This is a genomic window from Streptomyces sp. NPDC093568, assembly GCF_044764945.1.
Lineage (GTDB): Bacteria > Actinomycetota > Actinomycetes > Streptomycetales > Streptomycetaceae > Streptomyces.
Genome location: NZ_JBIWJD010000007.1, coordinates 329,545 through 348,199, shown reverse-complemented (window position 1 = coordinate 348,199; position 18,655 = coordinate 329,545). Strand labels below are relative to the sequence as shown.

14 protein-coding genes and 1 tRNA gene are annotated in these 18,655 nt (G+C 67.5%); 12 read left to right on the top strand and 3 right to left on the bottom strand.

Going from position 1 to position 18,655, the window contains the following annotated elements; all coding sequences use genetic code 11:
- Nucleotides 1-63: 63 nt before the first annotated feature.
- A complete protein-coding gene (locus ACIRD7_RS28165; protein ID WP_403457943.1) occupies nucleotides 64-1,119 on the top strand; it encodes a UDP-N-acetylmuramate dehydrogenase in 1,056 nt (351 codons plus the stop codon).
- A 21-nt stretch (nucleotides 1,120-1,140) separates the two neighbouring features.
- Here the strand turns inward: ACIRD7_RS28165 and ACIRD7_RS28160 are convergent, their stop codons facing one another.
- On the bottom strand, nucleotides 1,141-1,773 hold the full coding sequence (locus ACIRD7_RS28160) for an NAD(P)-dependent oxidoreductase (protein ID WP_403457941.1): 633 nt from the start codon (nucleotides 1,771-1,773) through the stop codon (nucleotides 1,141-1,143).
- Between the two features lie 128 nt (nucleotides 1,774-1,901).
- Between ACIRD7_RS28160 and ACIRD7_RS28155 the strand changes: the two genes are divergently transcribed.
- On the top strand, nucleotides 1,902-2,498 hold the full coding sequence (locus tag ACIRD7_RS28155) for a TetR/AcrR family transcriptional regulator (RefSeq protein WP_403457939.1): 597 nt from the start codon (nucleotides 1,902-1,904) through the stop codon (nucleotides 2,496-2,498).
- Between the two features lie 13 nt (nucleotides 2,499-2,511).
- Here ACIRD7_RS28155 and ACIRD7_RS28150 read toward each other — a convergent pair whose 3' ends face one another.
- The gene (locus tag ACIRD7_RS28150) at nucleotides 2,512-3,540 is read right to left on the bottom strand and encodes an adenosine deaminase (RefSeq protein WP_403457937.1); all 1,029 of its coding nucleotides are present in this window, start codon (nucleotides 3,538-3,540) and stop codon (nucleotides 2,512-2,514) included.
- A 131-nt stretch (nucleotides 3,541-3,671) separates the two neighbouring features.
- On the bottom strand, nucleotides 3,672-4,898 hold the full coding sequence (locus tag ACIRD7_RS28145) for a pyridoxal phosphate-dependent aminotransferase (protein WP_403457936.1): 1,227 nt from the start codon (nucleotides 4,896-4,898) through the stop codon (nucleotides 3,672-3,674).
- A 284-nt stretch (nucleotides 4,899-5,182) separates the two neighbouring features.
- Between ACIRD7_RS28145 and ACIRD7_RS28140 the strand changes: the two genes are divergently transcribed.
- The 10 genes from ACIRD7_RS28140 (at nucleotide 5,183) to ACIRD7_RS28095 (ending at nucleotide 18,281) form a co-directional block, all read left to right on the top strand.
- Nucleotides 5,183-5,255 (top strand) — tRNA-Trp (locus tag ACIRD7_RS28140).
- A 108-nt stretch (nucleotides 5,256-5,363) separates the two neighbouring features.
- Entirely contained in the window at nucleotides 5,364-5,648 is a 285-nt protein-coding gene (gene secE / locus ACIRD7_RS28135; protein WP_403457933.1) for a preprotein translocase subunit SecE, read from the top strand.
- A gap of 80 nt (nucleotides 5,649-5,728) precedes the next feature.
- Entirely contained in the window at nucleotides 5,729-6,559 is an 831-nt protein-coding gene (gene nusG, locus ACIRD7_RS28130) for a transcription termination/antitermination protein NusG (RefSeq protein ID WP_403457931.1), read from the top strand.
- A gap of 192 nt (nucleotides 6,560-6,751) precedes the next feature.
- Nucleotides 6,752-7,186 carry a 50S ribosomal protein L11 gene (gene rplK, locus ACIRD7_RS28125; protein ID WP_028805116.1) on the top strand — a complete coding sequence of 145 codons (435 nt, stop codon included), beginning with the start codon at nucleotides 6,752-6,754 and terminating at the stop codon, nucleotides 7,184-7,186.
- 79 nt (nucleotides 7,187-7,265) lie between these two features.
- On the top strand, nucleotides 7,266-7,991 hold the full coding sequence (gene rplA, locus ACIRD7_RS28120) for a 50S ribosomal protein L1 (RefSeq protein WP_403457929.1): 726 nt from the start codon (nucleotides 7,266-7,268) through the stop codon (nucleotides 7,989-7,991).
- A gap of 129 nt (nucleotides 7,992-8,120) precedes the next feature.
- Complete coding sequence (locus ACIRD7_RS28115) at nucleotides 8,121-8,918, top strand: hypothetical protein (protein WP_403457927.1); 798 nt, start codon at nucleotides 8,121-8,123, stop codon at nucleotides 8,916-8,918.
- Between the two features lie 274 nt (nucleotides 8,919-9,192).
- Nucleotides 9,193-9,723 carry a 50S ribosomal protein L10 gene (gene rplJ, locus ACIRD7_RS28110; RefSeq protein ID WP_380853549.1) on the top strand — a complete coding sequence of 177 codons (531 nt, stop codon included), beginning with the start codon at nucleotides 9,193-9,195 and terminating at the stop codon, nucleotides 9,721-9,723.
- Nucleotides 9,724-9,833: 110 nt separating this feature from the next.
- Nucleotides 9,834-10,217: a 50S ribosomal protein L7/L12 gene (gene rplL / locus ACIRD7_RS28105; protein ID WP_361348730.1), complete on the top strand. Its 384-nt coding sequence runs from the start codon at nucleotides 9,834-9,836 to the stop codon at nucleotides 10,215-10,217.
- Between the two features lie 580 nt (nucleotides 10,218-10,797).
- Nucleotides 10,798-14,283, top strand: a complete 3,486-nt coding sequence (gene rpoB / locus ACIRD7_RS28100; protein ID WP_403457924.1) for a DNA-directed RNA polymerase subunit beta — start codon at nucleotides 10,798-10,800, stop codon at nucleotides 14,281-14,283.
- 98 nt (nucleotides 14,284-14,381) lie between these two features.
- Entirely contained in the window at nucleotides 14,382-18,281 is a 3,900-nt protein-coding gene (locus ACIRD7_RS28095; protein WP_403457922.1) for a DNA-directed RNA polymerase subunit beta', read from the top strand.
- Nucleotides 18,282-18,655 lie beyond the last annotated feature (374 nt).

Here is an 18,655-nt window from a genome sequence, read left to right as displayed (position 1 = left end):
CATCCGCCCCGGCGCCGCGCACGGGTGCCGGGGCTGTCAGTGCCGTCTCGTAGTCTTGAGCGCGTGCAGGAACTCCACGACGCCCCCCTCGCCCCCCTGACCACCTTCCGGCTGGGCGGCCCCGCCACCCGCCTGGTCACCGCCACCACCGACGCCGAGGTGATCGACGTCGTGCGCGAGGCGGACGCCGCCGGCACCCCGCTGCTGCTCATCGGCGGGGGATCGAACCTGGTCATCGGCGACAAGGGCTTCGCGGGCACGGCACTCGTCATCGCGACCAAGGGCTTCGAGCTGCACGGCAGCACGCTCGAACTGGCGGCGGGCGAGGTGTGGACCGACGCCGTCGCCCGCGCCGTCGAGGCCGGGCTCGCCGGGATCGAGTGCCTCGCCGGCATCCCGGGCTCCGCGGGCGCCACGCCGATTCAGAACGTCGGCGCCTACGGCCAGGAGGTCTCCTCGACGATCACCGAGGTGATCGCGTACGACCGCCGGACCGGTGAGACCGTCGTCATCCCGAACGCCGACTGTGCCTTCTCCTACCGCCACAGCCGCTTCAAGGCCGACCCCGAGCGCTATGTCGTCCTGCGCGTCCGCTTCCAGCTGGAGGACGCGGACGGGCTCTCGGCACCCGTCAAGTACGCCGAGACGGCCCGCGCCCTGGGCGTCGAGGTCGGCGACCGTGTGCCGCTGGCCGCCGCTCGCGAGACCGTGCTGAAGCTCCGTACCGGGAAGGGCATGGTCCTGGACCCCGAGGACCACGACACCTGGTCGGCCGGATCCTTCTTCACCAACCCGATCCTCACCGAGGAGCAGTTCGCCGCGTTCCACGCGCGCGTGCAGGCACACCTCGGGGACGGCGTGGAGCCGCCCGCCTACCCGGCGGGGGAGGGGCACACCAAGACCTCCGCGGCCTGGCTCATCGACAAGGCGGGCTTCACCAAGGGGTACGGCACCGGCCCCGCGCGCATCTCCACCAAGCACACCCTGGCCCTCACCAACCGTGGCGAGGCGACCACCGAGGATCTCCTCGCGCTCGCCCGCGAGGTCGTCGCCGGAGTCCGGGAGACCTTCGGCATCACGCTGGTGAACGAGCCGGTGACGGTCGGCGTCAGCCTGTAGCGCGCGCACGCCCGGCCGGTCTCAGTAGGCGACGCCCACTCCCTGCTTGACCGTGGCCGGGTCGTCGAGTGCCGCCAGCATGGCGTGCGCCACATCGGCGCGCCCCAGGAAGCGGCCCTTGACCGGGAATCCGCCCACGACCTGCCGGTACGAGCCGGTGAGCGGCTTGTCCTGAAGGCGCGGTGGCCGTACGGCCGTCCACTCCGTGGTGCTGCGCGCCAACTCGGTCTCCATCTCGCGCAGATCGGTGTAGATGTCCTTGAGGACGGCCGAGACGATGCCGCGCACCGCCCGGTCGGCGAACCCGTCGCCCTCGGGCTCGGGGCCGACCGGCGCCGCGCTCACCACCACCAGCCGCCGCACCCCCTCGGCCTCCAGAGCGGCGAGCACCGTACGCGTCAGACGCGCCGCGATCCCGGCGTCCTTGCGGCTGCGGGCGCCGAGCCCGGAGAGCACCGCGTCCCGTCCGGCGACGGCGGGCCGCAGCGCGCGCGGGTCGGTCAGGTCCGCGCGGAACACCTCCAGCCGGTCGCCGGTGACGGGGAACCGCGCGGGGTCCCGTACGACGGCCGTCACCTCGTGGCCGGCGTCCAGCGCCTGGCGGACGATCTCCTTGCCGGTGCCTCCTGTGGCACCGAAGACGGTGAGCTTCATGGGGTCTCCCGTATGGATGAGGCCTGCCCTGTATGAGTGACAGATCGGTGGGTGAGTATTCACTCACCCCCTGTCTCCTCTAGAGTGAGTAAGTGCTCACCCACCCGTCAAGGGCGATTGGACGTTCCATGGAAAACCGACCCACCCGCGTGCGCCTGCTCGACGCCGCGCACGAACTGATGCTCTCGGTCGGGCTGGCGCGGGCCACGACGAAGGAGATCGCGCGGGCGGCCGGCTGCTCCGAGGCGGCGCTGTACAAGCACTTCGACAGCAAGGAAGAGCTCTTCATCAAGGTGCTCACCGAGCGTCTGCCCCCGCTGCGCCCCCTGCTCAGCAGCCTCGCCGCCGAGCCGGGCCGGCACTCCCTGGAGGAGAACCTCACCGAGATCGCCCGCCAGGCCGCGCTGTTCTACGAGCAGAGCTTCCCGATCGCCGCGTCGCTGTACGCGCAGACCGAGCTGAAGCGACGCCACGACGACGCCATCCGGCAGATGGGAGTGGGTCCGCACGTACCGATCCAGGAGCTCGACACCTATCTGCGGGCCGAGCAGGAGCGGGGCCGGGTCCGCACGGACGCCGACACGTTCGCGGCGGCGTCGCTGCTGATGGGTGCCTGCGCGCAGCGGGCGTTCGCCTATGACGCGACCAGGGAGGCGGTACGGCCGCCGGTGGACGACTTCGCCGCCCGGCTGGCCCGCACCCTCCTCGCCGGCATCGCCGACTGAGGTCGCCCGGCGCCTAGGCGAGCCAGTCGTCCACCCCTGCCAGCAGCTTCGTCTTCACGTCCCCCGGCGCCGCCGAGGCGCGCACCGACTGCCGGGCCAGTTCCGCCAACTCCTCGTCCGTGAAGGCGTGGTGGTGCCGAGCGATGTCGTACTGGGCGGCGAGACGCGACCCGAAGAGCAGGGGATCGTCGGCGCCGAGGGCCATCGGGACGCCTGCCTCGTACAGCGTGCGCAGCGGCACGTCCTCGGGCTTCTCGTAGACGCCGAGGGCGACGTTCGACGCGGGGCACACCTCGCACGTCACGCCCTTGTCGGCGAGGCGCTTGAGCAGCCGCGGGTCCTCGGCCGCCCGCACTCCGTGGCCGATCCGGTTCGCGTCCAGGTCGTCCAGGCAGTCACGGACCGAGGACGGGCCGGTCAGCTCGCCGCCGTGCGGGGCCGACAGCAGGCCGCCCTCGCGGGCGATGTGGAAGGCGCGGTCGAAGTCCCGCGCCATGCCCCGGCGTTCGTCGTTCGACAGCCCGAAGCCGACGATGCCGCGATCGGCGTAGCGCACGGCGAGCCGCGCCAGGGTGCGGGCGTCCAGCGGATGCTTCATACGGTTCGCGGCCACGAGGACGCGCATTCCGAGACCGGTGTCCCGCGACGCCGTCTCCACCGCGTCCAGGATGACCTCCAGCGCCGGGATCAGACCGCCCAGCCGGGGCGCGTACGACGTGGGGTCGACCTGGATCTCCAGCCACCCGGAGCCGTCCTTGACGTCCTCCTCCGCGGCCTCCTTGACCAGCCGCTGGATGTCCTCCGGCTCCCGCAGGCACGAGCGCGCCGAGTCGTACAGGCGCTGGAAGCGGAACCAGCCGCGCTCGTCCGTCGCCCGCAGCTTCGGCGGCTCCCCGCCGGTCAGCGCGTCGGTCAGCGCCTCGGGCAGTCGCACCCCGTACTTGTCGGCCAGTTCCAGCAGGGTCGCCGGTCGCATCGAGCCGGTGAAGTGCAGGTGGAGATGGGCTTTCGGCAGTTCAGAGACATCACGTACACGCTCCATTCCAGGATCCTGCCGTACGTGTCCGCCGTCCCGGTAGCGGTTTCCCCTTTCGTGGTCTTGCTCGCACAAACAAATGGGGTGGCCGCCTCCGGAAATCCGGTGGCGGCCACCCCGGGGCTCCGAGGCGGACGTCAGTCCCTGGCCTCCGCCAGCAGCTTCTGGATCCGGCTCACGCCCTCGACGAGGTCCTCGTCTCCGAGCGCGTACGACAGCCGCAGGTAGCCCGGCGTGCCGAAGGCCTCACCCGGGACGACCGCGACCTCGGCCTCCTCCAGGATCAGCTCGGCCAGTTCGACGCTGCTCTGCGGGCGCTTGCCGCGGATCTCCTTGCCGAGGAGGGCCTTGACCGACGGGTACGCGTAGAAGGCGCCCTCGGGCTCCGGGCAGACCACGCCGTCGATCTCGTTGAGCATCCGCACGATCGTCTTGCGGCGGCGGTCGAAGGCCTCGCGCATCTTCGCGACGGCGTCCAGGTCACCGGAGACGGCGGAAAGGGCGGCCACCTGGGCCACGTTCGAGACGTTCGACGTCGCGTGCGACTGCAGGTTGGTCGCGGCCTTCACGACGTCCTTCGGGCCGATGACCCAGCCGACCCGCCAGCCCGTCATGGCGTACGTCTTGGCGACACCGTTGACCACGATGCACTTGTCGCGCAGCTCGGGGAACAGCCCCGGCAGGGAGACCGCGGCGGCCTCGCCGTAGACCAGGTGCTCGTAGATCTCGTCCGTCAGCACCCACAAACCGTTGTCGACGGCCCAGCGGCCGATCGCCTCGGTCTCGGCCTCGGTGTAGACGGCGCCGGTCGGGTTGGACGGCGACACGAAGAGGACGACCTTCGTCTTCTCGGTGCGGGCCGCCTCCAGCTGCTCCACGGAGACGCGGTAGCCGGTGGTCTCGTCGGCGACGACCTCGACCGGGACACCGCCCGCGAGGCGGATCGACTCCGGGTACGTCGTCCAGTACGGCGCCGGGACGATGACCTCGTCGCCCGGGTCGAGGATCGCGGCGAAGGCCTCGTAGATGGCCTGCTTGCCGCCGTTGGTGACGAGGATCTGCGAGACGTCGGGCTCGTAGCCGGAGTCGCGCAGCGTCTTCGCGGCGATCGCGGCCTTCAGCTCGGGCAGACCGCCGGCCGGCGTGTACCGGTGGTACTTCGGGTTCTTGCAGGCCTCGATGGCGGCCTCGACGATGTAGTCCGGGGTCGGGAAGTCGGGCTCACCGGCGCCGAAGCCGATCACCGGACGCCCGGCGGCCTTGAGGGCCTTGGCCTTGGCGTCCACGGCGAGGGTGGCGGACTCGGAGATCGCGCCGACTCGGGCGGAGACCCGGCGCTCGGTGGGTGGGGTTGCAGCGCTCATGGGACCCATCGTTTCAGACAGGAAACGCGCCCGGCACGCGGGTTTCACGGACTGAACACCGGCTGAACATCCGTCCGGATCGGGCCCCCGGCCTGGGCGATCTTGCTTCGCCGTGCGGCCCTTCGCCCGACGATCTTTCGCGTATCAAGCCCCCATCGGCCGCTTTCTGTTCGACGGCGCGCCCCGGACCACGTACACTCACACCTCGTTGGCCTTCAGCAGTCCACAGCCGAACGGTGCACAGCGAGCACTCGCCCGGATGCGGTACGTTGGGGGACACACAAAGGGTCGTAGCTCAATTGGTAGAGCACTGGTCTCCAAAACCAGCGGTTGGGGGTTCAAGTCCCTCCGGCCCTGCTACACACTCCTTCGCCAGGATGTGTGCGCATGTACGTACAGCAACGCACCGCCGTGCGGCTCAGACCGGGCGCGGCACGGCCACGACCCGGAATCAGGTGAGGACGAGTGACGGACGCCGTGGGCTCCATCGACATGCCTGATGCCCAGGACGAGGCGCCGGAGTCCAAGAAGACCCGCAAGGGTGGCAAGCGCGGCAAGAAGGGCCCGCTGAAGCGACTGGCCCTTTTCTACCGCCAGATCATCGCGGAACTCCGTAAGGTCGTCTGGCCGACGCGTAATCAGCTGACGACGTACACCACTGTGGTGATCATCTTCGTCGTCATCATGATCGGCCTGGTGACCGTGATTGACTATGGGCTCGACCACGCCGCCAAGTACGTCTTCGGCTGAGCCAAGAGCGAAGGGCGCCGCGGTTACCGGCGCCCCTTTTCGCATGTTCCACCCCTATGTATCCAGGAAGAAGCAGCCACGTGTCTGACCAGAACCTGAACGACGCCGTCGAGCCAAGCGGGCAGGGTGTCGAGTCCGTGGAAGACGAGCTCGACATCGTCGAGGGCGCGGACGCGGACCTGGACGAGGTCGAGGCTGCCGACGCCGAGGCGGGCGAGCCGGCCGAGGAGGCCGCGCTGCACGTCGAGGACGGCGAGGAGGCGGAAGAGGCCGCCGAGGAGGAGACCGAGCCGGTCGACCCCGTCGCCGCCCTGCGCGAGGAGCTGCGCACGCTGCCCGGCGAGTGGTACGTCATCCACACCTACGCCGGTTACGAGAACCGCGTGAAGACCAACCTGGAGCAGCGCGCCGTCTCGCTGAACGTCGAGGACTACATCTTCCAGGCCGAGGTGCCGCAGGAAGAGGTCGTCCAGATCAAGAACGGCGACCGCAAGACGATCAAGCAGAACAAGCTGCCGGGTTACGTCCTGGTCCGCATGGACCTGACCAACGAGTCCTGGGGTGTCGTCCGCAACACCCCCGGCGTCACCGGCTTCGTGGGCAACGCCTACGACCCGTACCCGCTGACGCTGGACGAGATCGTCAAGATGCTCGCCCCGGAGGCCGAGGAGAAGGCCGCCCGCGAGGCCGCCGAGGCCGAGGGCAAGCCCGCTCCGCAGCGCAAGGTCGAGGTCCAGGTGCTGGACTTCGAGGTCGGCGACTCGGTCACCGTCACCGACGGCCCGTTCGCCACGCTGCAGGCCACGATCAACGAGATCAACGCCGACTCGAAGAAGGTCAAGGGTCTCGTCGAGATCTTCGGCCGCGAGACGCCGGTCGAGCTCAGCTTCGACCAGATCCAGAAGAACTAGCCCCTTCCGGGCTGCTTCGGTTCCTTCTGGACACACTGCTTCCGACCAGGTCAGATCGGCTCCCGTAGCTGCTCTGACCTGCTCGGTTTTTGGCCGCGCATGGATACCCGTTATCGTTGTGCGGTATGCCTCCATCCGGATGATCCGGACTGGATGGCTGAACACTCTCACTAAGACCCGGAGAGAGAGCACATGCCTCCCAAGAAGAAGAAGGTCACGGGGCTCATCAAGCTCCAGATCCAGGCCGGCGCGGCCAACCCGGCTCCGCCGGTCGGCCCCGCGCTGGGTCAGCACGGCGTCAACATCATGGAGTTCTGCAAGGCCTACAACGCCGCGACCGAGTCGCAGCGCGGTTGGGTCATCCCGGTGGAGATCACGGTCTACGAGGACCGTTCCTTCACCTTCATCACCAAGACCCCGCCGGCCGCGAAGATGATCCTCAAGGCTGCTGGTGTCGAGAAGGGCTCCGGCGAGCCGCACAAGACCAAGGTCGCCAAGATCACCGAGGCGCAGGTCCGCGAGATCGCCACCACCAAGATGCCCGACCTCAACGCCAACGACCTGGACGCCGCCGCGAAGATCATCGCCGGCACCGCCCGTTCCATGGGCATCACGGTCGAGGGCTGACCTCAACCTTCCCAGCAGAAGTGAGTGGCGGGGCCTGCTCGGCCCGGACCACAACTCCTAAGACAACACAGGAGCAGTAGTGAGCAAGCGCAGCAAGTCTCTCCGCGCTGCGGACGCCAAGGTCGACCGGGAGAAGCTCTACGCCCCGCTCGAGGCCGTCCGTCTCGCCAAGGAGACGTCCACGACCAAGTTCGACGGCACCGTCGAGGTCGCCTTCCGCCTGGGTGTCGACCCGCGCAAGGCCGACCAGATGGTCCGTGGCACCGTGAACCTGCCGCACGGCACCGGCAAGACCGCCCGGGTCCTGGTCTTCGCGACCGGTGACCGTGCTGCGGCCGCGGAGGCCGCGGGCGCCGACATCGTCGGCTCCGACGAACTGATCGACGAGGTCGCGAAGGGCCGTCTGGACTTCGACGCCGTCGTCGCCACCCCGGACCTCATGGGCAAGGTCGGCCGCCTCGGCCGTGTCCTCGGCCCGCGTGGTCTGATGCCGAACCCGAAGACCGGCACCGTGACCCCGGACGTGGCCAAGGCCGTGACCGAGATCAAGGGCGGCAAGATCGAGTTCCGCGTCGACAAGCACTCGAACCTGCACTTCATCATCGGCAAGGCGTCCTTCGACGACACCAAGCTGGTGGAGAACTACGGCGCCGCGCTGGACGAGATCCTTCGTCTGAAGCCGTCCGCCGCCAAGGGTCGCTACATCAAGAAGGCCGCCATCACCACCACGATGGGCCCCGGCATTCCGGTCGACCCGAACCGCACCCGCAACCTCCTCGTCGAGGAGGACCCGGCCGCGGTCTGAGCCAACGGCTCACCAGGCTCGACGACGGGCCCCGCACCCCTTCCCGGGTGCGGGGCCCGTTCCCGTTCCCCGGCCGTTTGTCGGTGCCCTGGGTTAACGTGCCTTCACGGGAATGCACAGGGGGGACGAATGACGAGCACGAGGGGGCGCCGGTCGGCGTCCTGGATCGCGCCGCTGACCGCTCTGACGGCCCTCGTCGCGTGCACGTCCTCCGACGGTGCCGAGGAGGACCGTCCGACGCCCGCTCCCGCGGTGGCGGCCGCCCTGCGCACCGTCGAGCGCGCCACCGACCGTGCCGCCTCGGCCCGTGTGAAGTCCACGACCACCGTGGGCTCGACGCTGTCCATGAAGGCCCAGGGCACCCTCGCCTGGAGTGACGGCCTCACCGGCGCCCTGACGATCACCTACACGGGCGGTACGACGGCCGAGGCGATGCGCCGCCTCGGCACCACGTCGATGGAGGCCCGCTATCTCCCCGACGCCTACTACGCGCGCATGGGCGAGGCGTTCGCCGAGAAGACCGACGGCAAGCACTGGATCAAGTACGCCTACGACGACCTGGAGCGCCTCGCCGGCAGCTCGGGAGCCGATCTCGCCGACCAGATGCGCGGCACCGCCCCGCACACCTCGGTGAAGCTGCTGATGTCCGCCGGCGACGTGCGCGAGGTCGGCGAGGAGACGGTGAGCGGCGCGCGCACCACGCGCTACTCCGGCACGGTCCGGGTCGCGGGCGCCACCTCGCAGACCGTCGACATATGGGTCGACGACCGGGGCCTGCTGGTCAAGAAGGTCGAGAAGGGTCGTACGGCCACGGGGTCGCTGACCCAGACCGCGTACTACAGCGACTACGGCGTGAAGGCCGCGGTCGAGAAGCCCCCGGCGGGGGACACCGCTGACCTTGAGGAGCTGCTGAAGGAAGGGTCGTAGGGGCCGATTTGCCTGACGGTGACCGCGTCCCGTACTCTCCTACAGAAGCCAAAGACCGCTGGTCGTTGCCGTGCGCTCGCAAGAGGGTGCGGTGGCCGAAGGATCCGCTGAACCGCGGACGACCCGCGCAGGTGACTGTGGAAGTGCTCCCGGAGTTCGCTGCTCACGTTGCGAATGCCCGGTTGAGCTACGCCCCGTGCGCCTGCGCCGGGGCGTTTCGTTTTCCCCAGCCCCTTCCGAGCGGTCCCATCACCCGGAAGGAGGCCGACGCTCTATGGCAAGGCCCGACAAGGCTGCCGCGGTAGCCGAGCTGACGGAGCAGTTCCGCAGCTCGAACGCCGCTGTGCTGACCGAGTACCGGGGTCTCACCGTGGCGCAGCTCAAGACGCTGCGTCGTTCGCTCGGTGAGAACGCCCAGTACGCCGTGGTGAAGAACACGCTGACCAAGATTGCGGCCAACGAGGCCGGGATCAACACGCTTGACGACCTGTTCAACGGTCCGACGGCGGTCGCCTTCGTCACCGGTGACCCGGTGGAGTCGGCGAAGGGTCTTCGTGACTTCGCCAAGGACAACCCGAACCTCGTCATCAAGGGCGGTGTCCTTGACGGCAAGGCGCTGTCCGCCGACGAGATCAAGAAGCTTGCGGACCTCGAGTCCCGCGAGGTTCTGCTCGCCAAGCTGGCGGGCGCCCTGAAGGGCAAGCAGACCCAGGCTGCTCAGGTCTTCCAGGCGCTCCCGTCGAAGCTCGTCCGCACCGTGGACGCGCTTCGTGCCAAGCAGGACGAGCAGGGCGGTGCCGAGTAACTCGGCTCGCACGATGACCGCCGCCGCCTGAGGCGGAGGTCGTAGCGGGCCGAACGTACGCCCGCCAGACATGTACATCCGGCACCTGCCGAATTAGTGGAAGGAAAGCCATCGTGGCTCTCACCCAGGACGAGCTCCTCGCCGAGTTCGAGAACATGACCCTGATCCAGCTCTCCGAGTTCGTCAAGGCGTTCGAGGAGAAGTTCGACGTCACCGCCGCCGCCGCGGTCGCCGTTGCCGGTCCGGCCGGTCCGGCCGCCCCGGCCGAGGCCCCCGAGGAGAAGGACGAGTTCGACGTCATCCTCACCGGTGCCGGCGACAAGAAGATCCAGGTCATCAAGGTCGTGCGTGAGCTCACCTCCCTCGGCCTGAAGGAGGCCAAGGACCTGGTCGACGGTGCGCCGAAGCCGGTTCTGGAGAAGGTCAACAAGGAGGCCGCGGACAAGGCCAAGGAGTCCCTCGAGGGCGCCGGCGCCTCCGTCGAGGTCAAGTAAGACCTTCGCGGTCGGCAACGACCGTCGCGTGCTGAAAGCAGCCTGCTGAGGCTGTAACGCAGTCGCAGCGAAGAGCGATCATCCATTCGGGTGGTCGCTCTTCGGCGTTCCTGGGGGCGCGGCCACGGTTGCCTTGCGCCCGCTTCGGCGGGGGGTATGGTGATCTTCGTCGTGTCTCCGGGCCGTCCTTGGTTCGGGCATGGGGGCCTTGACGAACCGCACGCAGCGCGCAATTCTCAGGACGCGTCGTCACAAGGATCCGAATCCGAGGCATGGATCGGCGACGAAGAGGGCAGTATCAACGTGCATCGAGGGCAGGCATGCCGAGGGCGTTGAGAACAACGAGGGTCGCGAAAAACCCGCACTGGACATCAGTGTGCCAAGTGGCTACACTGACCCTTTGCGCTGCCTGTTAGCTGTCCCCTGCCCGTCACCAGGGGCATGCCCTCGCTTGAGCACCGATGACCGGACCGTCCCTGACCTGGCCATTCTTTGGTCGGTGAAGGAAACACCTGTCTCTGTGCGCCGGTGAGGGGCCGGTACGCGCGTAGTGAGTCCGAGCCCTCGGAAGGACCCCCTCTTGGCCGCCTCGCGCAACGCCTCGACCGCGAATATGAACAACGGCGCCAGCACCGCCCCGCTGCGCATCTCCTTTGCAAAGATCAAGGAGCCCCTCGAGGTTCCCAACCTGCTCGCGCTGCAGACCGAGAGCTTTGACTGGCTGCTCGGCAACACCGCCTGGCAGAGTCGGGTCGAGGAGGCTCTGGAGTCCGGTCAGGACGTCCCCACCAAGTCCGGCCTCGAGGAGATCTTCGAGGAGATCTCCCCGATCGAGGACTTCTCCGGGTCGATGTCGCTGACGTTCCGCGACCACCGCTTCGAGCCGCCGAAGAACTCGATCGACGAGTGCAAGGAGCGCGACTTCACCTACGCCGCCCCGCTCTTCGTGACGGCGGAGTTCACCAACAACGAGACCGGTGAGATCAAGTCCCAGACGGTCTTCATGGGCGACTTCCCGCTCATGACGAACAAGGGCACCTTCGTCATCAACGGCACCGAGCGTGTCGTGGTGTCGCAGCTGGTCCGTTCGCCCGGTGTCTACTTCGACTCCAGCATCGACAAGACGTCCGACAAGGACATCTTCTCCGCCAAGATCATCCCGTCCCGGGGTGCCTGGCTGGAGATGGAGATCGACAAGCGCGACATGGTCGGTGTGCGCATCGACCGTAAGCGCAAGCAGTCCGTGACCGTCCTCCTCAAGGCCCTCGGTTGGACGACCGAGCAGATCCTGGAGGAGTTCGGCGAGTACGAGTCCATGCGCGCCACCCTGGAGAAGGACCACACCCAGGGCCAGGACGACGCGCTGCTCGACATCTACCGCAAGCTGCGTCCGGGCGAGCCCCCGACCCGCGAGGCCGCGCAGACGCTTCTGGAGAACCTGTACTTCAACCCGAAGCGCTACGACCTCGCCAAGGTCGGCCGCTACAAGGTCAACAAGAAGCTGGGTGCGGACGCTCCGCTGGACGCGGGCATCCTGACCGTCGAGGACGTCATCTCGACGATCAAGTACCTGGTCAAGCTGCACGCGGGCGAGACCGAGACGGTCGCGGACAGCGGTCAGACGATCGTCGTCGAGACCGACGACATCGACCACTTCGGCAACCGTCGTCTGCGCAGCGTCGGCGAGCTCATCCAGAACCAGGTCCGCACGGGTCTGGCTCGTATGGAGCGCGTCGTCCGTGAGCGCATGACGACCCAGGACGTCGAGGCGATCACGCCCCAGACCCTGATCAACATCCGGCCGGTCGTCGCCTCCATCAAGGAGTTCTTCGGCACCAGCCAGCTGTCGCAGTTCATGGACCAGAACAACCCGCTGTCGGGTCTCACCCACAAGCGCCGTCTGTCGGCGCTTGGCCCGGGTGGTCTCTCCCGTGAGCGGGCCGGCTTCGAGGTCCGTGACGTGCACCCGTCTCACTACGGCCGTATGTGCCCCATCGAGACGCCCGAAGGCCCGAACATCGGTCTGATCGGTTCGCTCGCCTCCTACGGCCGCGTCAACGCGTTCGGTTTCGTGGAGACGCCGTACCGCAAGGTCGTCGACGGTCAGGTCACCGACGAGGTGGACTACCTGACGGCCGACGAGGAGGACCGCTTCGTCATCGCGCAGGCCAACGCCACTCTCACGGACGACCTGCGGTTCGCCGAGAACCGCGTCCTGGTCCGCCGTCGTGGCGGCGAGGTCGACTACGTCGCCGGTGACGACGTGGACTACATGGACGTCTCGCCGCGCCAGATGGTGTCGGTCGCGACCGCCATGATCCCCTTCCTCGAGCACGACGACGCCAACCGTGCCCTCATGGGCGCGAACATGATGCGTCAGGCCGTGCCGCTGATTAAGTCCGAGGCCCCGCTCGTCGGCACCGGCATGGAGTACCGCTCCGCGGTCGACGCCGGCGACGTGGTCAAGGCCGAGAAGGCGGGTGTGGTCCAGGAGGTCTCCGCGGACTACATCACCACCGCCAACGACGACGGCACGTACATCACGTACCGCCTGGCCAAGTTCGCCCGCTCCAACCAGGGCACCTCGGTCAACCAGAAGGTCATCGTCCTCGAGGGCGACCGGATCATCGAGGGCCAGGTCCTCGCCGACGGTCCGGCCACCCAGAACGGCGAGATGGCGCTCGGCAAGAACCTGCTCGTGGCGTTCATGCCGTGGGAGGGTCACAACTACGAGGACGCGATCATCCTGTCGCAGCGCCTCGTGCAGGACGACGTCCTCTCCTCGATCCACATCGAGGAGCACGAGGTCGACGCCCGTGACACCAAGCTCGGCCCCGAGGAGATCACCCGGGACATCCCGAACGTCTCCGAGGAGGTCCTCGCCGACCTCGACGAGCGCGGCATCATCCGCATCGGTGCCGAGGTCATCGCCGGTGACATCCTCGTCGGCAAGGTGACCCCGAAGGGTGAGACCGAGCTGACCCCGGAGGAGCGCCTGCTGCGCGCGATCTTCGGTGAGAAGGCCCGTGAGGTCCGTGACACCTCGCTGAAGGTGCCGCACGGCGAGACCGGCAAGGTCATCGGCGTGCGCGTCTTCGACCGCGAGGAGGGCGACGAGCTTCCCCCCGGTGTGAACCAGCTGGTGCGCGTGTACGTGGCGCAGAAGCGCAAGATCACCGACGGTGACAAGCTCGCCGGCCGTCACGGCAACAAGGGTGTCATCTCGAAGATCCTGCCCATCGAGGACATGCCGTTCCTCGAGGACGGAACTCCGGTCGACATCATCCTGAACCCGCTGGGTGTGCCGTCCCGAATGAACCCGGGACAGGTCCTGGAGATCCACCTCGGCTGGCTCGCCAGCCGCGGCTGGGACGTCTCCGGCCTCGCGGAGGAGTGGGCGCAGCGCCTCCAGGCGATCGGCGCCGACCAGGTCGACCCGGGCACGAACGTCGCGACCCCCGTCTTCGACGGTGCGCGCGAGGACGAGCTCGCGGGTCTGCTGCAGCACACCATCCCGAACCGCGACGGCGAGCGCATGGTGCTCCCGACCGGTAAGGCGCGGCTGTTCGACGGCCGTAGCGGTGAGCCGTTCCCGGACCCGATCTCGGTCGGCTACATGTACATCCTGAAGCTGCACCACCTGGTCGACGACAAGCTGCACGCCCGCTCGACCGGTCCGTACAGCATGATCACCCAGCAGCCGCTGGGTGGTAAGGCCCAGTTCGGTGGCCAGCGATTCGGCGAGATGGAGGTGTGGGCGCTGGAGGCTTACGGCGCCGCTTACGCCCTCCAGGAGCTGCTGACCATCAAGTCCGACGACGTCACCGGCCGCGTGAAGGTCTACGAGGCCATCGTCAAGGGCGAGAACATCCCCGAGCCCGGCATCCCCGAGTCCTTCAAGGTGCTCATCAAGGAGATGCAGTCGCTCTGCCTGAACGTGGAGGTGCTGTCCAGCGACGGTATGTCCATCGAGATGCGTGACACCGACGAGGACGTCTTCCGCGCAGCGGAGGAGCTCGGCATCGACCTGTCCCGGCGCGAGCCGAGCAGCGTCGAAGAGGTCTGACGGGAGTCCGGCGGGGCCCTTACCCACAGGGCCCCGCCGACCCCCAGGCCCCCGTTTCAGACCCCAAGACTTACAACCCTGAGAGGGATTGACGCATAGTGCTCGACGTCAACTTCTTCGATGAGCTCCGGATCGGTCTGGCCACCGCTGACGACATCCGTCAGTGGAGCCACGGCGAGGTCAAGAAGCCCGAGACCATCAACTACCGCACCCTCAAGCCCGAGAAGGACGGACTCTTCTGCGAGAAGATCTTCGGTCCGACCCGGGACTGGGAGTGCTACTGCGGCAAGTACAAGCGTGTCCGCTTCAAGGGCATCATCTGTGAGCGCTGCGGCGTCGAGGTGACTCGCGCCAAGGTGCGTCGTGAGCGGATGGGCCACATCGAGCTGGCCGCGCCTGTCACGCACATCTGGTACTTCAAGGGTGTCCCGAGCCGACTGGGCTACCTGCTCGACCTGGCTCCCAAGGACCTCGAGAAGGTCATCTACTTCGCGGCGTACATGATCACGTACGTCGACGAGGAGCGCCGTACCCGCGACCTGCCCTCCCTGGAGGCGCACGTCTCGGTCGAGCGTCAGCAGATCGAGAACCGCCGGGACGCCGACCTGGAGGCCCGCGCCAAGAAGCTCGAGACCGACCTGGCCGAGCTGGAGGCCGAGGGCGCCAAGGCCGACGTGCGCCGCAAGGTGCGCGAGGGCGCCGAGCGCGAGATGAAGCAGCTGCGCGACCGTGCGCAGCGCGAGATCGACCGCCTCGACGAGGTGTGGACCCGGTTCAAGAACCTCAAGGTCCAGGACCTCGAGGGCGACGAGCTCCTCTACCGCGAGCTGCGTGACCGCTTCGGCACGTACTTCGATGGCTCGATGGGTGCCGCGGCGCTGCAGAAGCGCCTGGAGTCCTTCGACCTCGACGAGGAGGCCGAGAAGCTCCGCGAGATCATCCGTACCGGCAAGGGCCAGAAGAAGACCCGTGCGCTGAAGCGGCTGAAGGTCGTGTCTGCCTTCCTGCAGACCTCCAACAGCCCCAAGGGCATGGTCCTCGACTGCGTCCCGGTCATCCCGCCGGACCTTCGCCCGATGGTGCAGCTGGACGGTGGCCGCTTCGCGACCTCCGACCTGAACGACCTGTACCGCCGTGTGATCAACCGGAACAACCGACTGAAGCGCCTTCTCGACCTCGGTGCGCCCGAGATCATCGTGAACAACGAGAAGCGCATGCTCCAGGAGGCCGTCGACGCCCTGTTCGACAACGGCCGCCGCGGTCGCCCGGTCACCGGTCCCGGTAACCGTCCGCTGAAGTCCCTCAGCGACATGCTGAAGGGTAAGCAGGGTCGATTCCGTCAGAACCTGCTCGGTAAGCGTGTGGACTACTCCGCGCGTTCCGTGATCGTCGTCGGTCCGCAGCTGAAGCTGCACCAGTGCGGTCTGCCCAAGGCGATGGCGCTGGAGCTCTTCAAGCCGTTCGTGATGAAGCGCCTGGTCGACCTGAACCACGCGCAGAACATCAAGAGCGCCAAGCGCATGGTGGAGCGCGGCCGTACGGTCGTGTACGACGTCCTCGAAGAGGTCATCGCCGAGCACCCGGTTCTGCTGAACCGTGCTCCCACCCTGCACCGACTCGGCATCCAGGCCTTCGAGCCGCAGCTGGTCGAGGGCAAGGCCATCCAGATCCACCCGCTCGTCTGCACCGCGTTCAACGCGGACTTCGACGGTGACCAGATGGCCGTGCACCTGCCGCTGTCCGCGGAGGCGCAGGCCGAGGCCCGCATCCTGATGCTGTCCTCGAACAACATCCTCAAGCCCGCCGACGGTCGTCCGGTGACGATGCCGACCCAGGACATGGTCCTCGGTCTGTTCTTCCTCACCACCGACTCCGAGATGCGCAACGTCAAGGGCGAGGACCGCTCCTTCGCGTCCGTGGCCGAGGCGATCATGGCCTTCGACGCGGGCGAGCTCTCGCTCCAGTCGAAGATCGACATCCGCTTCCCGGTCGGCACCATCCCGCCCCGCGGCTGGATGCCGCCGGCGCAGGAGGAGGGCGAGCCGGAGTGGCAGCAGGGTGACTCGTTCCGGCTGCGGACGACCCTGGGCCGCGCGCTCTTCAACGAGCTGCTGCCCGAGGACTACCCGTTCGTCGACTACGAGGTCGGCAAGAAGCAGCTCTCCGAGATCGTCAACGACCTCGCCGAGCGCTACCCCAAGGTCATCGTGGCGGCGACGCTCGACAACCTGAAGGCGGCCGGCTTCTACTGGGCGACCCGTTCCGGTGTCACCGTCGCCATCTCCGACGTCGTCGTTCCCGAGGCGAAGAAGGAGATCGTCAAGGGCTACGAGGCGCAGGACGAGAAGGTCCAGAAGCAGTACGAGCGCGGTCTGATCACCAAGGACGAGCGCACGCAGGAGCTCATCGCGATCTGGACCAAGGCGACCAACGAGGTCGCCGAGGCGATGAACGACAACTTCCCGAAGACCAACCCGATCTTCATGATGGTGAACTCGGGTGCACGAGGCAACATGATGCAGATGCGTCAGATCGCCGGTATGCGTGGTCTGGTGTCGAACGCGAAGAACGAGACGATCCCGCGTCCGATCAAGGCGTCGTTCCGTGAGGGTCTGTCCGTGCTGGAGTACTTCATCTCCACGCACGGTGCCCGTAAGGGTCTGGCGGACACCGCCCTGCGTACCGCCGACTCGGGTTACCTGACCCGTCGTCTGGTCGACGTCTCCCAGGACGTCATCATCCGCGAGGAGGACTGCGGCACCGAGCGCGGTCTGAAGCTGCGGATCGCCAACCGCGGTGCCGACGGTGTGCTGCGCAAGGCGGACGACGTCGAGACCAGCGTCTACGCCCGCATGCTCGCCGAGGACGTCGTCATCGACGGCAAGGTGATCGCGCCGGCCAACGTGGACCTGGGCGACGTGCTCATCGACCAGCTGGTGCACCACGGTGTCGAGGAGGTCAAGACCCGTTCGATCCTGACCTGCGAGTCCCAGGTCGGCACCTGCGCGATGTGCTACGGCCGTTCGCTGGCCACCGGCAAGCTGGTCGACATCGGTGAGGCGGTCGGCATCATCGCCGCCCAGTCCATCGGTGAGCCCGGTACCCAGCTGACGATGCGTACCTTCCACACCGGTGGTGTGGCCGGTGACGACATCACCCAGGGTCTGCCGCGTGTCGTCGAGCTCTTCGAGGCCCGTACCCCGAAGGGTGTCGCCCCGATCTCCGAGGCCACCGGCCGCGTGCGGATCGAGGAGACCGAGAAGACCAAGAAGATCGTCGTCACCCCGGACGACGGCAGCGACGAGACGGCGTACCCGATCTCGAAGCGTGCCCGACTCCTGGTCAGCGAGGGCGAGCACGTCGAGGTGGGCCAGAAGCTCACCGTGGGTGCCACCAACCCGCACGACGTGCTGCGCATCCTGGGCCAGCGTGCCGTCCAGGTCCACCTGGTCGGCGAGGTCCAGAAGGTCTACAACTCGCAGGGTGTGTCGATCCACGACAAGCACATCGAGATCATCATCCGGCAGATGCTGCGCCGTGTGACGATCATCGAGTCCGGCGACGCCGAGCTGCTGCCCGGTGAGCTGGTCGAGCGCTCCAAGTTCGAGACCGAGAACCGTCGTGTGGTCCAGGAGGGCGGTCACCCCGCCTCCGGTCGTCCGCAGCTGATGGGTATCACCAAGGCCTCGCTGGCGACGGAGTCCTGGCTGTCGGCCGCCTCCTTCCAGGAGACGACCCGAGTCCTGACGGACGCGGCGATCAACGCCAAGTCCGACAGCCTCATCGGCCTCAAGGAGAACGTCATCATCGGTAAGCTCATCCCGGCCGGTACGGGTCTGTCCCGCTACCGCAACATCCGGGTCGAGCCGACCGAGGAAGCGAAGGCCGCGATGTACTCGGCCGTCGGCTACGACGACATCGACTACTCGCCGTTCGGCACGGGCTCCGGCCAGGCCGTTCCGCTGGAGGACTACGACTACGGTCCGTACAACCAGTAAGGCCTGCGTCTGACGCACTGAAGGGCGGTCACCTCTCGGGGTGGCCGCCCTTCGGCGTTCCTCAACGGGCGTCAGTTCCCAGGCCGTGAAGGCCTCTTGGCCGCCGCGAGCACACAGCTTCCCTTACTCGCTGTCTCGAGTCGATCTCGCTCTGTCGCGGGCGACATGAGGTGGATAACAACTATGTGAAGAAGTTGCATGGGGAATGTAAGTGCGGGTTAAGGTGCGTCGAAAGTAATTGAATGAGACATCAATCCGTTTGTCGTACTTGTGTGCGCAACGGTGTACCGGTTTCCCGTGGTTGTGGAGGGGGGCCTGTGTCGTAGGACACCGGCCGAAGCACCACCGCGGACGGGCGAGGGGGCCTGTGACCG

Coding starts and splice junctions, on each gene's coding strand:
- rplK (WP_028805116.1), top strand. CDS start 6,752: ATGCCTCCCAAGAAGAAGAAGGTCACGGGGCTCATCAAGCTCCAGATC.
- ACIRD7_RS28145 (WP_403457936.1), bottom strand. CDS start 4,898: ATGAGCGCTGCAACCCCACCCACCGAGCGCCGGGTCTCCGCCCGAGTC.
- ACIRD7_RS28155 (WP_403457939.1), top strand. CDS start 1,902: ATGGAAAACCGACCCACCCGCGTGCGCCTGCTCGACGCCGCGCACGAA.
- ACIRD7_RS28115 (WP_403457927.1), top strand. CDS start 8,121: ATGACGAGCACGAGGGGGCGCCGGTCGGCGTCCTGGATCGCGCCGCTG.
- rplJ (WP_380853549.1), top strand. CDS start 9,193: ATGGCAAGGCCCGACAAGGCTGCCGCGGTAGCCGAGCTGACGGAGCAG.
- ACIRD7_RS28160 (WP_403457941.1), bottom strand. CDS start 1,773: ATGAAGCTCACCGTCTTCGGTGCCACAGGAGGCACCGGCAAGGAGATC.
- ACIRD7_RS28150 (WP_403457937.1), bottom strand. CDS start 3,540: ATGGAGCGTGTACGTGATGTCTCTGAACTGCCGAAAGCCCATCTCCAC.